13 protein-coding genes are annotated in these 15,710 nt (G+C 60.3%); 8 read left to right on the forward strand and 5 right to left on the reverse strand.

Going from position 1 to position 15,710, the window contains the following annotated elements; all coding sequences use genetic code 11:
- Nucleotides 1-5 precede the first annotated feature (5 nt).
- Nucleotides 6-1,880, forward strand: coding sequence for a polysaccharide biosynthesis protein (locus tag C7401_RS16910; RefSeq protein ID WP_112172672.1), 1,875 nt, complete (start codon nt 6-8; stop codon nt 1,878-1,880).
- A gap of 58 nt (nt 1,881-1,938) precedes the next feature.
- Here the strand turns inward: C7401_RS16910 and C7401_RS16915 are convergent, their stop codons facing one another.
- Together C7401_RS16915 and C7401_RS16920 are read right to left on the reverse strand one after the other, a co-directional pair.
- The gene (locus tag C7401_RS16915; protein WP_181565597.1) at nt 1,939-2,979 is read right to left on the reverse strand and encodes a class I SAM-dependent methyltransferase; all 1,041 of its coding nucleotides are present in this window, start codon (nt 2,977-2,979) and stop codon (nt 1,939-1,941) included.
- A gap of 131 nt (nt 2,980-3,110) precedes the next feature.
- Nucleotides 3,111-4,346 (reverse strand): phytanoyl-CoA dioxygenase family protein, encoded by a 1,236-nt coding sequence (locus C7401_RS16920; RefSeq protein WP_112172552.1) that lies wholly within the window; start codon nt 4,344-4,346, stop codon nt 3,111-3,113.
- Between the two features lie 371 nt (nt 4,347-4,717).
- Here C7401_RS16920 and C7401_RS16925 point away from each other — a divergent pair, with 371 nt between their 5' ends.
- The 5 genes from C7401_RS16925 (at nt 4,718) to C7401_RS16945 (ending at nt 11,360) form a co-directional block, all read left to right on the forward strand.
- On the forward strand, nt 4,718-6,070 hold the full coding sequence (locus C7401_RS16925; RefSeq protein ID WP_146757937.1) for a hypothetical protein: 1,353 nt from the start codon (nt 4,718-4,720) through the stop codon (nt 6,068-6,070).
- Between the two features lie 82 nt (nt 6,071-6,152).
- Complete coding sequence (locus C7401_RS16930) at nt 6,153-7,541, forward strand: glycosyltransferase family protein (protein ID WP_112172554.1); 1,389 nt, start codon at nt 6,153-6,155, stop codon at nt 7,539-7,541.
- The gene (locus tag C7401_RS16935) at nt 7,522-8,565 is read left to right on the forward strand and encodes a hypothetical protein (RefSeq protein ID WP_258397112.1); all 1,044 of its coding nucleotides are present in this window, start codon (nt 7,522-7,524) and stop codon (nt 8,563-8,565) included. Before C7401_RS16930 ends, C7401_RS16935 begins: the two co-directional genes overlap by 20 nt.
- Nucleotides 8,541-10,427, forward strand: a complete 1,887-nt coding sequence (locus tag C7401_RS16940; RefSeq protein ID WP_258397122.1) for an FkbM family methyltransferase — start codon at nt 8,541-8,543, stop codon at nt 10,425-10,427. The genes C7401_RS16935 and C7401_RS16940 overlap by 25 nt, the downstream gene beginning before the upstream one ends.
- An 81-nt stretch (nt 10,428-10,508) precedes the next feature.
- Entirely contained in the window at nt 10,509-11,360 is an 852-nt protein-coding gene (locus C7401_RS16945) for a Stf0 family sulfotransferase (RefSeq protein ID WP_112172556.1), read from the forward strand.
- A gap of 15 nt (nt 11,361-11,375) precedes the next feature.
- Here the strand turns inward: C7401_RS16945 and cysC are convergent, their stop codons facing one another.
- The 3 genes from cysC to C7401_RS16960 all read right to left on the reverse strand — a co-directional run bounded on the left by cysC (nt 11,376) and on the right by C7401_RS16960 (nt 14,279).
- Entirely contained in the window at nt 11,376-11,993 is a 618-nt protein-coding gene (gene cysC / locus C7401_RS16950; RefSeq protein ID WP_112172557.1) for an adenylyl-sulfate kinase, read from the reverse strand.
- Between the two features lie 104 nt (nt 11,994-12,097).
- Nucleotides 12,098-13,129 carry a UDP-glucose 4-epimerase GalE gene (galE, locus tag C7401_RS16955; RefSeq protein ID WP_112172558.1) on the reverse strand — a complete coding sequence of 344 codons (1,032 nt, stop codon included), beginning with the start codon at nt 13,127-13,129 and terminating at the stop codon, nt 12,098-12,100.
- A gap of 31 nt (nt 13,130-13,160) precedes the next feature.
- A complete protein-coding gene (locus C7401_RS16960) occupies nt 13,161-14,279 on the reverse strand; it encodes a glycosyltransferase family 4 protein (RefSeq protein ID WP_258397113.1) in 1,119 nt (372 codons plus the stop codon).
- Nucleotides 14,280-14,583: 304 nt separating this feature from the next.
- Between C7401_RS16960 and C7401_RS16965 the strand changes: the two genes are divergently transcribed.
- Together C7401_RS16965 and C7401_RS16970 are read left to right on the forward strand one after the other, a co-directional pair.
- On the forward strand, nt 14,584-14,955 hold the full coding sequence (locus C7401_RS16965) for a CidA/LrgA family protein (RefSeq protein WP_112172560.1): 372 nt from the start codon (nt 14,584-14,586) through the stop codon (nt 14,953-14,955).
- A gap of 5 nt (nt 14,956-14,960) precedes the next feature.
- Complete coding sequence (locus C7401_RS16970) at nt 14,961-15,707, forward strand: LrgB family protein (protein ID WP_224040662.1); 747 nt, start codon at nt 14,961-14,963, stop codon at nt 15,705-15,707.
- Nucleotides 15,708-15,710 lie beyond the last annotated feature (3 nt).

Below are 15,710 nucleotides of genomic sequence, written 5' to 3' on the forward strand. Positions count from 1 at the left end.
TGCAAATGCTTAAGAACAGGGCCTCGTTGTTATCCTTTGGCGCGTTTATGTTCGACGCGTGCGCGGTTGTCTCCGCGTGGATCGTCGCGTATCTGATCCGTTTCAACGCTGGCGTCCCGACCGAGTTCTGGAACGGCGCGTTCCGTGCGCTTGTCTGGGTTTTGCCTGTCTATGCGGTCATGTTCCGCATCTTCGGCCTCTACCGCGGGATGTGGGTGTTCGCGAGCCTGCCCGACCTGATGCGTATCTCGAAGGCGGTCGCTTCCGGCGCGCTGGTGATCATGGTGTTCTCCGTGATGCTCCAACCTTCTCCGATCATCCCCCGTTCTGTGCTCGTAGTGTCACCCCTTTTGCTTTTCCTGGCGATGGGGGGCTCGCGAGCGCTCTATCGTGCAAGCAAGGAGTTCTACCTGTACGGCGGTCTGGTTGCTCAAGGCAAGCCCGTGATCGTGCTGGGGGCGGGTTCCGCCGGTGCGAGTCTCGCGCGCGAACTGTCGAAGTCGAGTGAATGGCGCCTCGTCGGCTTGCTCGATGACGATCCGGGCAAAGTCGGACGTGAAATCTATGGCTACAAGGTGTTTGGGCCGATTGCCGACCTGCCGCAGTGGGCCGACAGGCTGAAGACGGAGTACGCAATCATCGCGATTCCGTCGGCTTCCGTGGATGTGCAGCGGCGCGTTGCGACGCAGTGCGTGCGGGCCGGAGTCAAGGCGCTGGTCCTGCCCGCGCTACAGGCCCTGAGTTCCGGTCAGGCGTTCCTTTCGCAGGTCAGGCATATCGATCTCGAGGATCTGCTGGGTCGGGAGCCGGTGAGGATCGACATGCCGCACGTCGAAGCGCTCCTGCACGGGCGCGTGGTCATGGTGACAGGGGCGGGCGGGTCGATTGGATCCGAACTCTGCCGGCAAATCATGCGGTTTTCTCCGGCGCAGGTCGTGACGCTCGACTTGTCCGAGTACGCGATGTATCGGCTGACCGAAGAATTTCGCGAACGCTATCCTGATACACCCGTTATCTCTATTGTCGGGGATGTGAAGGACTCGCTGCTGATCGAGCAAATCATGTCACGTTATACGCCACACGTCGTGTTTCACGCCGCTGCGTACAAACACGTGCCGCTCATGGAAGAGCTGAACTCGTGGCAGGCGGTGCGCAACAACGTGCTCGGCACGTATCGCGTAGCGCGCGCCGCGATGCGTCATGACGTCCGGCGTTTCGTGCTCATTTCGACCGATAAGGCCGTCAACCCGACGAACGTAATGGGCGCAAGCAAGCGCCTTGCGGAAATGGCCTGCCAGGCGTTGCAGCAATCGAGTCCACGCACCAAGTTCGAGACGGTGCGGTTTGGTAACGTGCTCGGCAGTGCAGGGAGTGTGATTCCGAAATTCCAGCAGCAGATTGCCAAGGGTGGTCCGGTTACCGTAACACACCCTGAAATCACCCGCTTCTTCATGACGATTCCCGAAGCCTCTCAGCTCGTATTGCAGGCTTCGAGCATGGGTGAAGGAGGTGAGATCTTCATTCTTGACATGGGTGAGCCCGTCAAGATCGTTGATCTCGCACGCGATCTCATCCGTCTCTACGGTTTTACCGAAGATCAGATTCGCATTGTGTTCACGGGCTTACGCATGGGCGAAAAACTCTACGAAGAGTTGTTGGCCGATGACGAAACGACGACGCGCACGCCACACCCGAAGCTGCGCGTCGCTCGTGCGCGCGAAGTGCCGGAGAATATGCTTGAGGAGTTGTTGCCGTGGCTCATGCAAAATCGGGTGCCCGGCGACGATGAAGTCCGCCGTGATTTGCGCCGCTGGGTTCCAGAGTACGAACCGGTCACGCTGCCGGCGATACAAAGCGTGCCGGTTGCGCGAATCGGCTGATATGAGGATTTGCCTCTCGCGTCCAGGCGAAAGGCGCGCACCACGGCATGCGAAGTTATCAGGTGCGCGGCGGGAGAAGGGCTGTCGCGGCGCGCCGCAACGGCGCCACGATTCGGCGCAGGCGCCCGACGCCTCTGATACGTGGGCGCGTGACCGCTTCCGACGCCGGCTTCTCCAGAAGTGCGGCATGCAATGTGTCCATCGCTCTTCGCGTTTTCGCCAGCAGCGGCGAGTTTTCAGCCTGTTCGTCCATGATGCGCTGTAGCAACGCCGTTCTCATGCTGAAATAGGCTTCTTGTGTGAAATGTGGCTGCCAGTCTTTGCCCATGTAACGCAGGCGCACAAAAAATTCGCAGCCTAGCGGTCCTGCAATCTCGTCGACTTCGAACTGAAGAAGGCGCAGCCAGGCAAGGTCGCGCAAGATGAGTTCAATGACCGCCGGCGTGAGGGTCCAGCAATGAGCATCGATATAGTCTCGATGGCTCGCGACAAGTTGCGCTTGCCAGTTGTCGTAGCCCATCATCAGATGGTGCGTCGGTTGTAGCTCCGATGAGTCGGTGCCGAGGCTGAGCACACCCGAGCCGTTATGCAGGCACCCCAAGCTTGCTGACTCGAACACCTGTCGCAAAGTCGGTTTGCTGCGCCGCTCAAAAAAAGCCTCCAGCCAGTCGCCGAGGGTTGTATAGGGGCGGAAATGGTCGAAGCAGGTACGCTTGTCCGGGACCGCCATGGACACGATGCCGTGTGGCTTGAGGGCCTCCTGGCAGCCCTGCAAGAAACGGATCGGGTCGGGAATGTGCTCCAGATTATGCGAGGAAACAATGTAGTCGACTTTACCGGCATACCCCGCTTCGCAGACAAGACGTCCAAGGTCGACGGACGAGCCGACGAGATCGACGTCCTCAATGTCCGAGATTTTTTCGCGCGGGATATTCGGGTCGGCCTCGGCGCGCGAGCGTAACACCGAGGCATCGAAGACATCGAGCGAAAGGCAGCGATAGCCTTTGCTCTTGGGCGCAATTGGGTTGAACCATGGACCGACTTCGATGCCAAGCTGTGCTTGGGTGCAGTGCTGCAAGATCCTGTCGCGTCTGTCCATGCTGTCTCCGAGGCGCCGGCGTGCTGCCGGCTGCATTCATGTCATGGTCGATCGTTCCCCGCACAATCGTGAGTGTGCGGGGAACGGTGTCACAGCAACTTCAGTAGCAAGCAAGCGACTTTGAGTCGCCGTCAGCCTTCATGTAATGCTTCGCGGCGCACGGCGGAGCCGTGCAGTCCTGTCGAGTCGTAATAAGCGATAGCACCATCGGCGAACGAATGAATGACGATCGAACGTCGCTCCAACGTATGATCCTTACGCACGGACCCAGCGTGCAACAAATTTTCGTGCCAGATCAAAACAGTGCCCTTCTTCGGGCGATAGATGAACGGCTCATAGTGCGTCAGCATGTCGGCCCATTCCGCGCAGACGCTGCGACCAAATTGCGCCCAGTCGCCGTTTGCGACCTTCGGGCAGTCCGTCTCGGCAAGACGTACGCGACGTTCCCGGTGGCTTCCTGGGTACACGACCAGTTCACCGCTATCAGGTGAGACATCCTGTAGCGCGATCCATGTCCCGCACATGTAGCCCGCGGGAAACGGAGTCAGGTGGATCGTGTCCTGGTGCGCGTCCTGTTGGCTCCCGAACACATAGGTGAGAGTTTGGCATGGCCGGGCATCGGCGCCGAAAATGAGGTCTGCGTAACGGCGGTGGCGCTTGTCGAGCCACAGTTTCCGGATAGCAGGGTAGTGCATATGCAGATGCTCGATGCGCTGGCTGGAGCCGAACTGATAGCCTTGATAGCCGTTTGCGATGGCATCGTCGATTTCGCCGCAGACCCCGTCAACTAACGCGTCGTCGATTAAACCTTCAACCATCAGGAAGCCGCTATTCACGAATTCGCGGAGGTGATGCGCTTCTTCTTCGTTGATTTGTCCCTGTTCCAAAAGGCGGTCGATGTGCTGTGACGCGTCAGGGCGATCGAACCAGGCGGTGTGCGCGCTGTAGGGATACATCTGCGAGTCGCACGGTCCGGTAAAGAACACGGGCGTTCCATGCGACTTCAGGAGGTCTGTGGTCATGGCCGCCAGGCCGCCGACATTTGCAACATTCAACTTCGCGTCAGCAACGGAAACCGAACCATCGGACTCCTCCAGCGTGAAGCGAAGCGTTTGTTCACCGTTTGACAGCAAATGGAAATGAACGCCGACAGAAATTATCTGGCCCGGACCGGCTTTACCAAGGTCAGCTGCCGATTCAGGGCACGATGAGGCGACGGCTTTGAGGCTCGCGTTGGGAACTGCATCCTGTGAAATGCTCACATCCACGCGAACGATGCCGCCAAAGTCTGCGGGATCGCCCACCGAAATCACAGCCAAGTGCCCTGCATCCACGAACTTCTCGCGGCGATTGCGTTGCCAAAACATGTTCACTCCTCCAGGGCGTCAACGTTTATTTGTAAGGGTGCCATAGCATGGATTGGCACCTGGTCCAATGTCAACATCCAGATTCAACGTCGGTGTGCTCCGGGCGATTACGGTTTACATGGGTGGGGGGCTCGGGAGCCGAGGGTAGCAATACGTGACAAACCTGAAGTCGCCCCTCAAGGAACCTCGCGCCGCGGTATATCAGAATCGCGAAAGGGGCAGGCTACGGGTTAGAATAGCCCGCGCCGTATTCATGGATCGGCAATCGCTAAGCGCTGCGTCAGCAATCTCCCGGGTGTCGTGGCACACCTGTATTCGAATTGGGTGGCTGCTGCTGCCGAACGCCCCATTCTACAAAGGCCTCCATATCGATGAGTGGACGAAAATTAAAGCTCGGACTTTATTTTCTTTGCGCAATTTGCGCTATTTCTGCATTTGCGCTGCACGCCCCGGGGCAACTGAGTTTCGACACGACGGTGCAACTGTTCGAGGCGTCCACGCACCATTCGGTCAGTTGGCAACCCCCTTTGCTGTCTGCGCTTTTCGCGTGGCTTGGAGGCGGTCTTCTTGCAACCGGTATCTTCGTCGCTGTTAACTGCTTCCTGACCTACGCCGCGTTTGCCGCGTTCGTGCGACAGGGCGGTGATTTCGGTTGGGCGCGCGCGCTCATCTGTGCAGCGCTGATCCTCAACCCCGTGGTTTTCTCGTACGTTGGCATCGTCTGGAAAGATGTCCTCTTTGCGACGTGGATGGTCGGTACACTGGCGCTATGCCTTGCTGCTGAACGTGCTTCTGATCAGCGGGTGAAACGGTTTACCCTGGTATTGATCTGCATCATTCTTGGAGCAGGATCGCTGATTCGCCAACAAGGTGTGCTGCTTGGTCCTCTCCTCATGCTCGCGCCGCTTGGCATAATTGTGCGTTCGTCGAGCGGCACGCTTCGAGTGGCACAATGTGCGCTCGCGATCGTGCTTTACGTCGTCTGCGCGTTCCTCACCAGCCTTGCTGCTAATGCGACGATTGCCGGTAATGGCGGCCGGGATCTCTCAGTCGCTCCAGGGGTGATCGAGAGCTACGACATTGCGGGAATTGTCGCTCGCCTGCCGACCGATGTTGCCCTTCGGACCATTCCAGGGCTTACCCCGCAGGACGACGCGAATATCCGCAGCGAATATACGTCGGCGCGCGCCGACTTTCTGAATCCCGCAGGGTTGCAAGGCCGTCTGCCTCAGCAGTCCGGCATGTCGCTCCAGCAGATCTGGGTGCATGCCGTGTCGCAATATCCGTTGCTCTATCTGAGACACCGCGCCGCGCTGATGGCATACGTGCTCAGCGCGCGTGATGTGACGCAGTGTTTGCCAACGCATGTCGGGATTCAAGGTGGCGCGGAATATCTCAAAGCGGACGGACTCAAGGAAGAAACCAATGCGCGGGCGAGTTTCCTCTACAAGGGCGAACGGTTTTTCATTCAATCACCGCTCTGGCGGCATTGGATTTACTTGATCGTACTCGCCGTATGTACCTTGGTTGCGTTGTTCGCCAGGTCAACGCGGGGCCGTCCGACGCTGCTGGTTTTTGCGTTCACGCTCTGGGTCTTCGTTGCCGGGTTCATTCCTACAGCTATCGCGTGCGATTTCCGTTACTTGTACCCGATTATTCCGCCGATTCTAGGCATGGCGATTGTTTTGCTGACCGGACGTGCCGCGCCGTCAGCACGGCCGTGATGAGCGTAGCGGAAGATGCCGTTGCGTCGATGTTCAAATGTGTGAGCCCGTAGGAGTGGCCCAGAAAGTGGAGTCAGGAAAGATGCGCGAAGGCGAACTTGAACCGGTTTCTCTTGCAGATGCGCTGACGGAGGGGTGGTCCTACCGGACGCGCGAGAACCATGCAAAGCGCATGATCATGACGGCTGTGTCACCGGCCGTGCGTGGCGCAGGCTGGGGCAAGATTCTCAACGATGAACCGCTGTCGCGGAGCGCTTTGCTGGCCGCGTTGGTTGGCGTGGCCCGTAACTCCGCGCAGGGACTTGTGCTGTCGTTCAGTCACGATGACTACTTGAACGTGGGCGGTGGTGTTCAAAACTGTGTTGGCGACGAGCAAGCAGCGCTCGCTCGTCAGGGCTGGAGTTATCTCCACTTGTGTCCGAACGAGCCAAAGCCTTTGCTTGGCAGGTACACGGAGGCATCGGAGGTCACGTGCATCGCGAATCTCGATGGCGCTCGACTAGGCGTGGTAGTGCTCGCTGACCTGATTGAGGCGCTTGGGCAGGTTCGAAGCGAGGGCGTGCTGCTGCGTAGCGTCGTCCACCATATGCTTGGCTTCGCGCCGGAGCATATTCTGGCCGTGATTGAGCAGTGCGACGCTGCGTACCCCCCTCTAGTGTGGATTCACGATCTATTCACGTTGTGCCCGACGGCCACGATGCTCCGTAATCAGGTGACGTTCTGCAATGCGCCACCGGTATCGTCCGCCGTTTGCGGAGTCTGCCATGCAGGCCGGGATCGCTTCGAGCATGTCAAGCGCATGAGGCGGTTTTTTGCGCGTACGCGTCCAGTCGTGTTGGCGCCGTCGGCAACGATACTTAACTTTTGGCTCGAGCACGCGGGCTACGAGCATGCACAAACGCATGTACTGCCGCCTTGCGAAATCTCATTCGAGCGCGATGCGCCCGCATACATGAGGGATGAGCCACTGAAGGTGGGTTTTCTCGGTGCGCCACATTTTCACAAAGGCTGGTTCGCCTTCGAGAGTCTGGCGAGATGGCACGCGCGCGACCCGCGCTACGAGTTCGTTCATCTGGGCTGGGAAACGCTGGACGTGCCGAATGTCAAGTTCATCCGCACGGCCGTAACGTATCAGGACCGATCGGCGATGGTCCGCACGGCGGTCGAGCAGGGTATTCATGTCGCGATCAACTGGTCGATGTGCTTCGAAAGCTTTTCTTTCACAATGTACGAAGCATTGGCAGCAGGCGCATATGTGCTTGCGCGGCGCGGTGCTGGCAATGTGTCCCGGGCGATGATGTCGACCTTTGCGGGCCGGGGATCGACAGTGGGCTCGGAGATCGAACTGAGTGCGCTTTTTGAAGAGGGTGGGATTCGCGAGATGGTCGAACAGTCGCGGCGTCAATACGGAACGTTAAGCTACAGCAATCAGACGGGCGGCGTACTGGTGGATGGAGGCACAGGTGCGTAACGTTCATTGCTACACGAGCATCACCTACAGCTACCTCGATCGGGCGCGCGTGCTGGCGGAATCGATCAAGCGTTTTCATCCAGACTGGACAATCTGGCTGCTGATGTCCGACGAAGCGCCGGCCGACCTGGAGTTCGACCTCGAGAATGAGAACTTCGACCACATGATCACCGTGGCCGAGCTTGGCATTCCCGAGTGGCGGCGCTGGATGTTCAGTCACGACATCGTCGAGTTGTGCACGGCGGTGAAAGGTCCAATGATGGCGCGCCTACTCGAAAATGGCGCCGATTCGGTGGTTTATCTGGACCCGGACACGGCGCTTTTCGCTCCTCTCGATGACGTGCTCGCGATGCTCGAGAAGCACTCGGTCGTGCTCACGCCACACATCGCGACGCCCGAAACATCGATCGAGGGCATCATGGATAACGAGATCGGCTCGCTAAAACACGGGGTTTACAATCTCGGTTTCGTCGCAGTCCAAAACGTCCCCGAGGGCGTGCGATTCGGTCAATGGTGGCGCGATCGGCTGCTGCAATTCTGTCGTGACGATGTGCCTAACGGGCTCTTCACAGATCAGCGCTGGTGCGATCTCGTTCCCGCGCTGTTCGACGGCGTGGGCGTATTGCGCAATTCCGGGTACAACGTCGCAAGCTGGAATCTGAGCAACCGCCCCATTTCTATGCACGCGAACGGGGAAATTCTAGCGGGTGAGAACCCCTTGCGGTTTTTCCACTTCACGAAGGTCAATTCCGTCGGCGAGCATATGCTCGAGAGGTATTCATATGGCCGTACGGAAGTCTTCGAGCTACTGCGTTGGTATCGGGACAGGTTGGTATTTCATCGCGCGGTGGGTCTGCCATCCGGCTGGTGGGCCTACGGTGTTTATGAAAATGGCACGCCGATTCCGCGTTCCCACCGGCTTGCATGGCGAGATCGGGGTGATCTGCGCGCTCATTTTCGTGATCCATATAGAAGCGGCCCGGAGTCGTTTGCAGATTGGTGCAAGGCCAACGGCCTGAACTGAGTGTGCCGTTCGCGGTGTCGCAGGCAGCCTGTTTGACGGCAGCCCGCAACGGAACTGCGCTTTTTGATTTTGGAGAGGAGTTGTCGACGGTGGCTGAAATCTCAACCCGCTATGGTGTATTGCATACGTTTAGTCCGGTCGAGGATCTGATTAGCAAATTCCTTGAACGGTACGGCGAATGGGCTCAACACGAGATTCAGTTCGTTGCCGGCTGCTTGCCCGAGCACGCGCGCGTGGCTGATATCGGCGCCTTTCTCGGTACGTTTAGTCTGGGTGTCGCACAAATCAAACCGGTTGCCTCGGTGTGTCTCGTCGATGCTAATCCGGCTGTCGTGCCGCTGCTCAGCAAAAACGTCAAGAACAACCTCAGGGCCGAGTCTGTGGTAGTCGAAGCGGTCGTTGGCGGGGCGGGTTTGAATCTCCATGCGTCGGTGATACCTGGCAATCGGGGTTCGTTCTCTGTCGATGCGCACGACGAAGCCGAGCGGGCCTCGGCGGCTCTGGCGGCTCGGTCGATCTCACTCGACGAGATCAACCGAGACTACGGACCGTTCGATCTCGTCAAGATCGATGCGGAAGGCACGGAGTTGCATATCCTCTCCGCTGACCTCCCATTTCTTGCCACTACACGCAGTGCGTTCTGGGTCGAATGCAACGCCACCACGCAATCGCTTGAAGTTGCGGATCTGCTGCTCGGGCAGGGCTTCGATCTGTACTACTTCGCCTTTCCGGCAATCAATCAGCGCAACTTCAATAATGAGGCGGAGCGTGAATATGCCTTTGCCTATGAAGCCGGACTCTGGGCAACGCGCGGTAACGCGCCGGGCATGAACGCTGAACTAGAGCAGGCAGGTTGTATCCTCACGAAAATCACGGGCCGCGAAAGCCTGCGCCACGCGCTGTGGCTAACGCCGCGCTGGTCTCCGCCGGACTGGAAGAATCCGGTGGTGTCCGAGATCGTTGCTCTTGCCGGTCATGCATTGCTTGGCGAGGAGTTCGCCCGCTATCTGATCGCTTCCGACGCCGACGGCGAGGCTGAAAGCGACGTTGGATTCGAGCCGCTCCCGATACGAATGCAGCGGCGTCTCGAGCGTGCGGAGCGTCTGATGAAGGAATACACATTGCGTGAGCGTGAGTCGAGGCAAGCGCACGAGCGGGAGGTCGAGCGGCAGGCCGCGGCAAATGCCGCGTTGAGTCAAGAGCTGTCGTTGGCAACACGAAATATTACGGCCGGTCAAGCGGGACGCGAAGAGGAGCGTAAGCGCTTCGAGGAAGAGTTGGGTTTGTTGCGCGAAGAGTTCGAGCGCGCTGTTGACCGGGCATTGAAATCGGAAACGGCGCTGCGCACGGAGCGTGAACAGTCTCGCACGAAGCTTGCCGCATTGCGTGCGAAGCTCGACGCGGAGATGTACTCGGACGAGCCACGCATAAAGGCGTTGCTGCACGAGCGCGAGCATGTGGCGAGTGCACTTGCGGGCAGCGAGGCCGCGCTCGCGGTCAGTGAGGCCGCACTCGCCGATGCCAATTCGCGCCTGCGTGCGTATGAGATCATGCTTGCTAAAGAGCGTGACCGTTTCGCTTCGGGTGCGAAGGTGCTTGAGCAGAATGCGCAGAATGCGCAGAGTGTCTTGAATGCGCAAAACTCGGAGAGAAGCGCCAGAGAGGAATTACTGAATGCGCGTCTGGAAGCAGAACGCCTTGCGGCGGAGAATGCCCGGATCGTCAACCAGATCAATGAAATCTATGCGTCGAGTTCATGGCGCTGGATGATGCCGGGGCGCGTCCTCGGTCGCGTTGCACGCGGCGACTGGAAAGAGCTGGGGCGCTTGTTGAAGGCAAAATTGCACGGATCGAAGCGGTAAGTGATTGATTTTCCGCGCAGATTTACCGTGTGTCTGCTAACGCAGGTCGCGGCTCTGCGCGCGCAAGACTGAGGGGCCCGAATGGCGAACAAGGTTGCACAGGCATTTGGAGAGAACGCTACCATTCACGATGGCGTCATGCGGGAACTAGCGTGGCGCACGCAATTGTATGTAATCTTTATCCTGCCCCGAACGGGGAGTACCTGGCTGATGGAGATGGCAGAAAACTCCGGGGTGCTGGGCACGCCCCAAGAGTGGTTCAACGAGGATTGGATTCACACGGCGGAGTTGGCCATGGGGTGTCGGCCGCCGCAGCTCGTTGCGACGAAATGTGCGGACGAGTATCTGCGAAAAACAGTTGCGGACTATCGATCACCCTACGGCATTATGGGGTTGCAACTTTCGCCATATCAGGCGCGAAGCGTCGGTGACATGCTTGAAACACCGCGGGCATCGATCGATCTCGTCACACGTTTCTACTTGCGTCGCGCAAACATTGTTGGACAGGCTATCTCGTTATTTCGTAGCGTGCGATCGGGCTTCTTCCACAGCTACCAGGACGGAGCAGTTTCACGGTCAAATCTGGATACGGTCGAATACGATGCCGAGGCAATTCGAAGCTGGTGCGAGCACATCGTCGCAGGCGAAGTTTACTTTGACAGGACCTTTCGGCGGTTGGGAATTGCGCCAGCGTGCTTTACATACGAAGACATCGTGGAGAAGCCGCGCGACGTGTTGGCATGGATGGCCAATTGTATCGACAACCGGCTCGACGCGCGTAACATCACTGCGAAGAGCTCAAGACTTTCTAAACTCGGCGGAAAGAGTAGCGAGCAATGGGAGCAACGCTTTCGCGCGGAGCAGGCTGACTACCTTGTCGCACTAGATAGTAGGCGTCCCGCTGTTCGCTCTGACTTTCAATCGGATCAATGACTGACGCCGCGTAGGTTAAGCGCGCTTGCGCGCTGTGGTGTCAATCTGGGCGAGTTTCGAGCCGAAACGGCGTGCCTGCACAAGATAGCGGACGATATCGTCGACGCAATATTCGACACTGTTGCCGTGAGTGCGCACGGTGAGATCCGGGCGGAGCGGTGGGTGATAAGGCGAGCCGACGCCGGTGAATTGCGGGATTTCCCCGCGCCGCGCTCGACGATACAGGCCTTTGGGGTCACGCTGTTCGCAGATGGCCGGCGGCGTATCGACAAAAATTTCGACGAAGTTAGCTTCGCCGACGATTCGCCTGGCATTGGCTCGATGCTCTGGCTCGGGTGAAATGGTTGCGGTCACGGCAGCGAAGCCTTCACCAGAAAAAAGTGCTGCGACATGCGCTACACGCCGCAGATTTTCGGTGCGTTCCTCATCACTGAAACCAAGATCTGAATTGAGCCCGGTTCTCAGCACATCTCCATCGAGCATCGTTGCTTGACACCCAAACGTTTGCAATCGTGCGACTAGCGCGCGCGCAATTGTCGACTTGCCAGCCCCGGACATGCCAGTCAGCCAGATAACGATGCCACCGGATTTTTCTTCGTTCACAGCGTGAGCCTCACGAGACGTGATTTCGATGCCTCTGAAGGAACATTCTAGCTGTGATACCGCTGTTGTAACGTCGACGTAATAAAACGCAACAAATCGGCGATCTTGTAATTGTTTGTCTCGGCACGATGTGCTTACTCAAACCCCCGCGGATTCCCCTCCTGCCACCGCCAGTGGTCCGCGCACATCTGCTCGATCCCAAACCGCGCCGTCCACCCCAGCACGTTTTCCGCCGCCGCCGGATTCGCATAGCACTCGGCAATATCCCCCGGCCGGCGCGCCACGATTTCATACGGCACAGGCCGCCCCGAAGCCTCTTCAAACGCCTTCACCACCTCGAGCACGCTATACCCGCGCCCCGTGCCGAGATTCACAACAAACCCCGCATCGTGCTTCACGAGCGCATCGAGCGCCGCGAGGTGTCCTTGCGCGAGATCGACCACGTGAATGTAATCGCGCACGCCCGTGCCATCCGGCGTCGGATAGTCGCCGCCGAACACGCGCAGCTTCTCCAGCTTGCCCACCGCCACCTGCGCCACGTACGGCATGAGGTTGTTGGGAACGCCCGCCGGATCCTCGCCGATCAGCCCGCTCTCATGCGCGCCCACCGGATTGAAATAGCGCAGCACCGCGATGCGCCACGACGCGTCCGAAATCGCCACGTCACGCAGGATCTGTTCGGCGATGAGCTTCGACTGGCCATACGGGTTGGTCGCCGAAAGCGCAAACGTCTCGTCGATAGGCGAGCGCTCGGGCACGCCATACACCGTGGCCGACGAGCTGAATACGAACTGCTTCACGCCGTGCTGGCGCATCACGTCGAGCACGACGAGCAGGCCGTCGACGTTGTTGCGGTAATACTCGATGGGCTTCGCCACCGACTCGCCCACCGCTTTGAGCGCCGCAAAATGGATCACGCCGGTAATGCGGTGCGCTTCGAAAATGCGCGAGAGGGCCGCGCCATCGCGCACGTCGGCATCGTAAAAGGCAACCGGCTTGCCGGTGATCTTTTCGACGCGCGCGAGCGATTCCCGGCGGCTGTTCACGAGATTGTCGACCACGACCACTTCATAGCCGCCATTGAGCAGTTCGACGCAGGTGTGCGAGCCAATGTAGCCCGCGCCGCCGGTGACGAGGATGGTGCCCTTTGAGTTCGTCGCTGTCATGGCGTGTTCGTTCCCGTGAAATCAAACTCGATCAAAATGTCGACCCGGTAATTTCCCGGATCAGTTCCCGGTAGCGTTGTACCACAACGCGTTCGTCGAATTCTTTCTCGATTTTTTTCCGGCCGCGCCCGGCCATGGCGGCGCGCGCTTCGTTCCCGAGGTCGAGCATGCGGGCCAGGCTCGCCGCGAGCGACGCGGCGTCGCGTGATTCGCACAGCAGGCCGTTCACGCCTTCGGCGACGACTTCGCGGCAGCCGGGCACGTCGGTGGCCACGATCGGGCGGCCCATCGCGCTCGCTTCCATCAGCGTGCGCGGCACGCCCTCGCGGTACGACGGCAGGACGACGCAATCGGCGTCCGCAATATAGGGGCGCACGTCGGCGGTCTCGCCGAGGTATTCGATCACGCCTTCGCGCTCCCACGCGGCCACTTCGTCGCGCGAGATGGCGCTCGGGTTGTCCACGCCCACCGGGCCGAGCAAGCGAAAGCGCGCATGCGGATAGCGTGCGCGCAACGTGCGGGCGGCTTCGACGTACTCGCCCACGCCCTTGTCCCAGAGCAGGCGGCCGATCAGCACGAAGGCGAAGGTCTCGCGCGCGGGCAGCGGCGTGAACGGGAAGTCGTCGAGATCGACGCCTTCGCCATGCAAGAGCCGCGCGCGCTCGGGATGCGCGAGCAGGTCCTGGTCCTTGAAGGCGGCTTCGTCGTCGCGATTGAGGAACCAGACTTCGCGTGGAAAGCGGAACGCGAAGCGATAAAGGCGCTTGGCGACCTGCGCCGCGCGGCTCTTCTGGATGAAGACGTAGCCGAGGCCCGTCGTCACCGCGACCGACGGTGTGCGCGCGAGCCACGCGGCGACCGAGCCGTAGATGTTCGGCTTGATCGTGTAGTGGAACACGACGTCGGGCTTGAGCGCGCGATAGTGGCGATGGAGCGCGAGGAGGGTGCGCAGATCGTGCAGCGGGTTCGTGCCCTTCGAGGCGACCGGCAGATCCACGCAGCGGCAACCCATTTCGGCGAGCGGCTCGAAGGTGCGGTCGCGCGGCGCGATCACGGTGACCTGCGCGCCGGCCTGGGTGAGCGCGCGCAACAGGCCGCGCCGGTACGTGTAGATCGCCCAGGCGGTGTTGCAGACGAGGGCGATATGCAAGTGGCTGGCGGCCGACCGGGGGGCGTTTGCGGCGCGAGCGTTCTGCGAGGTTGGGGCGGGCGAGGTGTTCACGAGAGCGGGGACGTCGTTGTCACGGCGTGTGACGAAAAGGGCGGCAGCGGCCGGGCGGCACATTTTAGCCGACGCCCGATCCGTCCCTCTGATGCCCCTGTTTGTGCCGATCTGTGCCGCTCTGTGCTGCTCAAGCGCGCGCACGCCCCGCCAGGTATGAAGATTCGCTGCGCATCGGCCGCCGTTGGGCTACACTGCGCGCGCCTCGCGTGTTTCCAGTCCAGCCTTCGCCATGCTTCGTTCCCTTGCCGCCCTGCTGATATTCCAGTGTCTCGGCGAGAGCGTGTCCTACGTGTTCTCGCTGCCCGTGCCCGGTCCCGTGATCGGCATGCTGCTCCTGTTCGCCTTCGCATTGATGCGGCCCGCCGCCGCCGAGGCCATCGAGCCCACCGCGCTCGAATTGTTGCGCCATCTTTCGCTGCTCTTCATTCCGGCCGGCGTGGGCATCATGGTGTCCGCCCAGGCGGTGCGCGGCGAAGCGTTCGCCGTGATCGCGAGCCTCGTGGTGAGCACGACGCTCGGCATCGCCGTCACCGCGCTCGTCACGCGCGTGTTGTTGCGGCGTCAACGGCGTGCCGATACGGCCGGGGAGGGCGCGTCGTGAACAACCTGGCGAACAACCATCTGCCGCTGTCCAGGCTCGACGCCATCTGGGTCTATCTCGCCGGCTCGCCGCTGCTCGGCCTCACGGTCACGCTCGTCGCCTATCTCATCGCCATCAACATCTATGCGCGCGCGAAGCACAATCCGCTCGCCAATCCGGTGCTGATCGCCGTGGCGCTCGTGGTCGCGGCCCTCAAGATCACCGATACGCCGTATCGCACGTACTTCGAAGGCGCGCAGTTCGTGCACTTCCTGCTCGGCCCGGCCACCGTCGCGCTCGCGTTGCCGCTGTATCGCCAGTGGGGCAAGTTGAAGCGTGGCGCGCTGCCCTTGCTCGGCGGTCTCGTGGCGGGCTCGCTCACCGCGATCGTTTCGGCGGTCGGCGTGGCGAAGCTGTTCGGCGCCTCGCACCAGACCGTCGCTTCGCTTGCGCCCAAGTCGGCGACCACGCCGATCGCGATGGCCGTCGCCGACAAGATCGGCGGCATTCCGTCGCTTACCGCCGTGCTCGTGATCTCGACGGGCGTGTTCGGCGCCGTGACCGCGCGCTGGATTCTCAACCTCGTGCGCGTGCGCGAAACCGAGGTGCGCGGCTTTGCGATTGGCGTGGCCTCGCACGGCATCGGCACCGCGCGCGCGTTTCAGGTGAGCGAGGAGATGGGCGCGTTCGCGGGCCTCGGCATGGGCCTGAACGGGGTGTTCACCGCGTTCGTCGTGCCGGTGCTCCTGCCCGTCATGCTGCGCTGGATGTAACGC

Source organism: Paraburkholderia unamae (assembly GCF_003268775.1).
In the GTDB taxonomy this organism is placed as follows: domain Bacteria; phylum Pseudomonadota; class Gammaproteobacteria; order Burkholderiales; family Burkholderiaceae; genus Paraburkholderia; species Paraburkholderia unamae.

Coding starts and splice junctions, on each gene's coding strand:
- C7401_RS16935 (WP_258397112.1), top strand. CDS start 7,522: ATGGAGGCACAGGTGCGTAACGTTCATTGCTACACGAGCATCACCTAC.
- C7401_RS16945 (WP_112172556.1), top strand. CDS start 10,509: ATGGCGAACAAGGTTGCACAGGCATTTGGAGAGAACGCTACCATTCAC.
- galE (WP_112172558.1), bottom strand. CDS start 13,129: ATGACAGCGACGAACTCAAAGGGCACCATCCTCGTCACCGGCGGCGCG.
- C7401_RS16930 (WP_112172554.1), top strand. CDS start 6,153: ATGCGCGAAGGCGAACTTGAACCGGTTTCTCTTGCAGATGCGCTGACG.
- C7401_RS16965 (WP_112172560.1), top strand. CDS start 14,584: ATGCTTCGTTCCCTTGCCGCCCTGCTGATATTCCAGTGTCTCGGCGAG.
- C7401_RS16925 (WP_146757937.1), top strand. CDS start 4,718: ATGAGTGGACGAAAATTAAAGCTCGGACTTTATTTTCTTTGCGCAATT.
- C7401_RS16915 (WP_181565597.1), bottom strand. CDS start 2,979: ATGGACAGACGCGACAGGATCTTGCAGCACTGCACCCAAGCACAGCTT.
- C7401_RS16910 (WP_112172672.1), top strand. CDS start 6: ATGCTTAAGAACAGGGCCTCGTTGTTATCCTTTGGCGCGTTTATGTTC.
- C7401_RS16920 (WP_112172552.1), bottom strand. CDS start 4,346: ATGTTTTGGCAACGCAATCGCCGCGAGAAGTTCGTGGATGCAGGGCAC.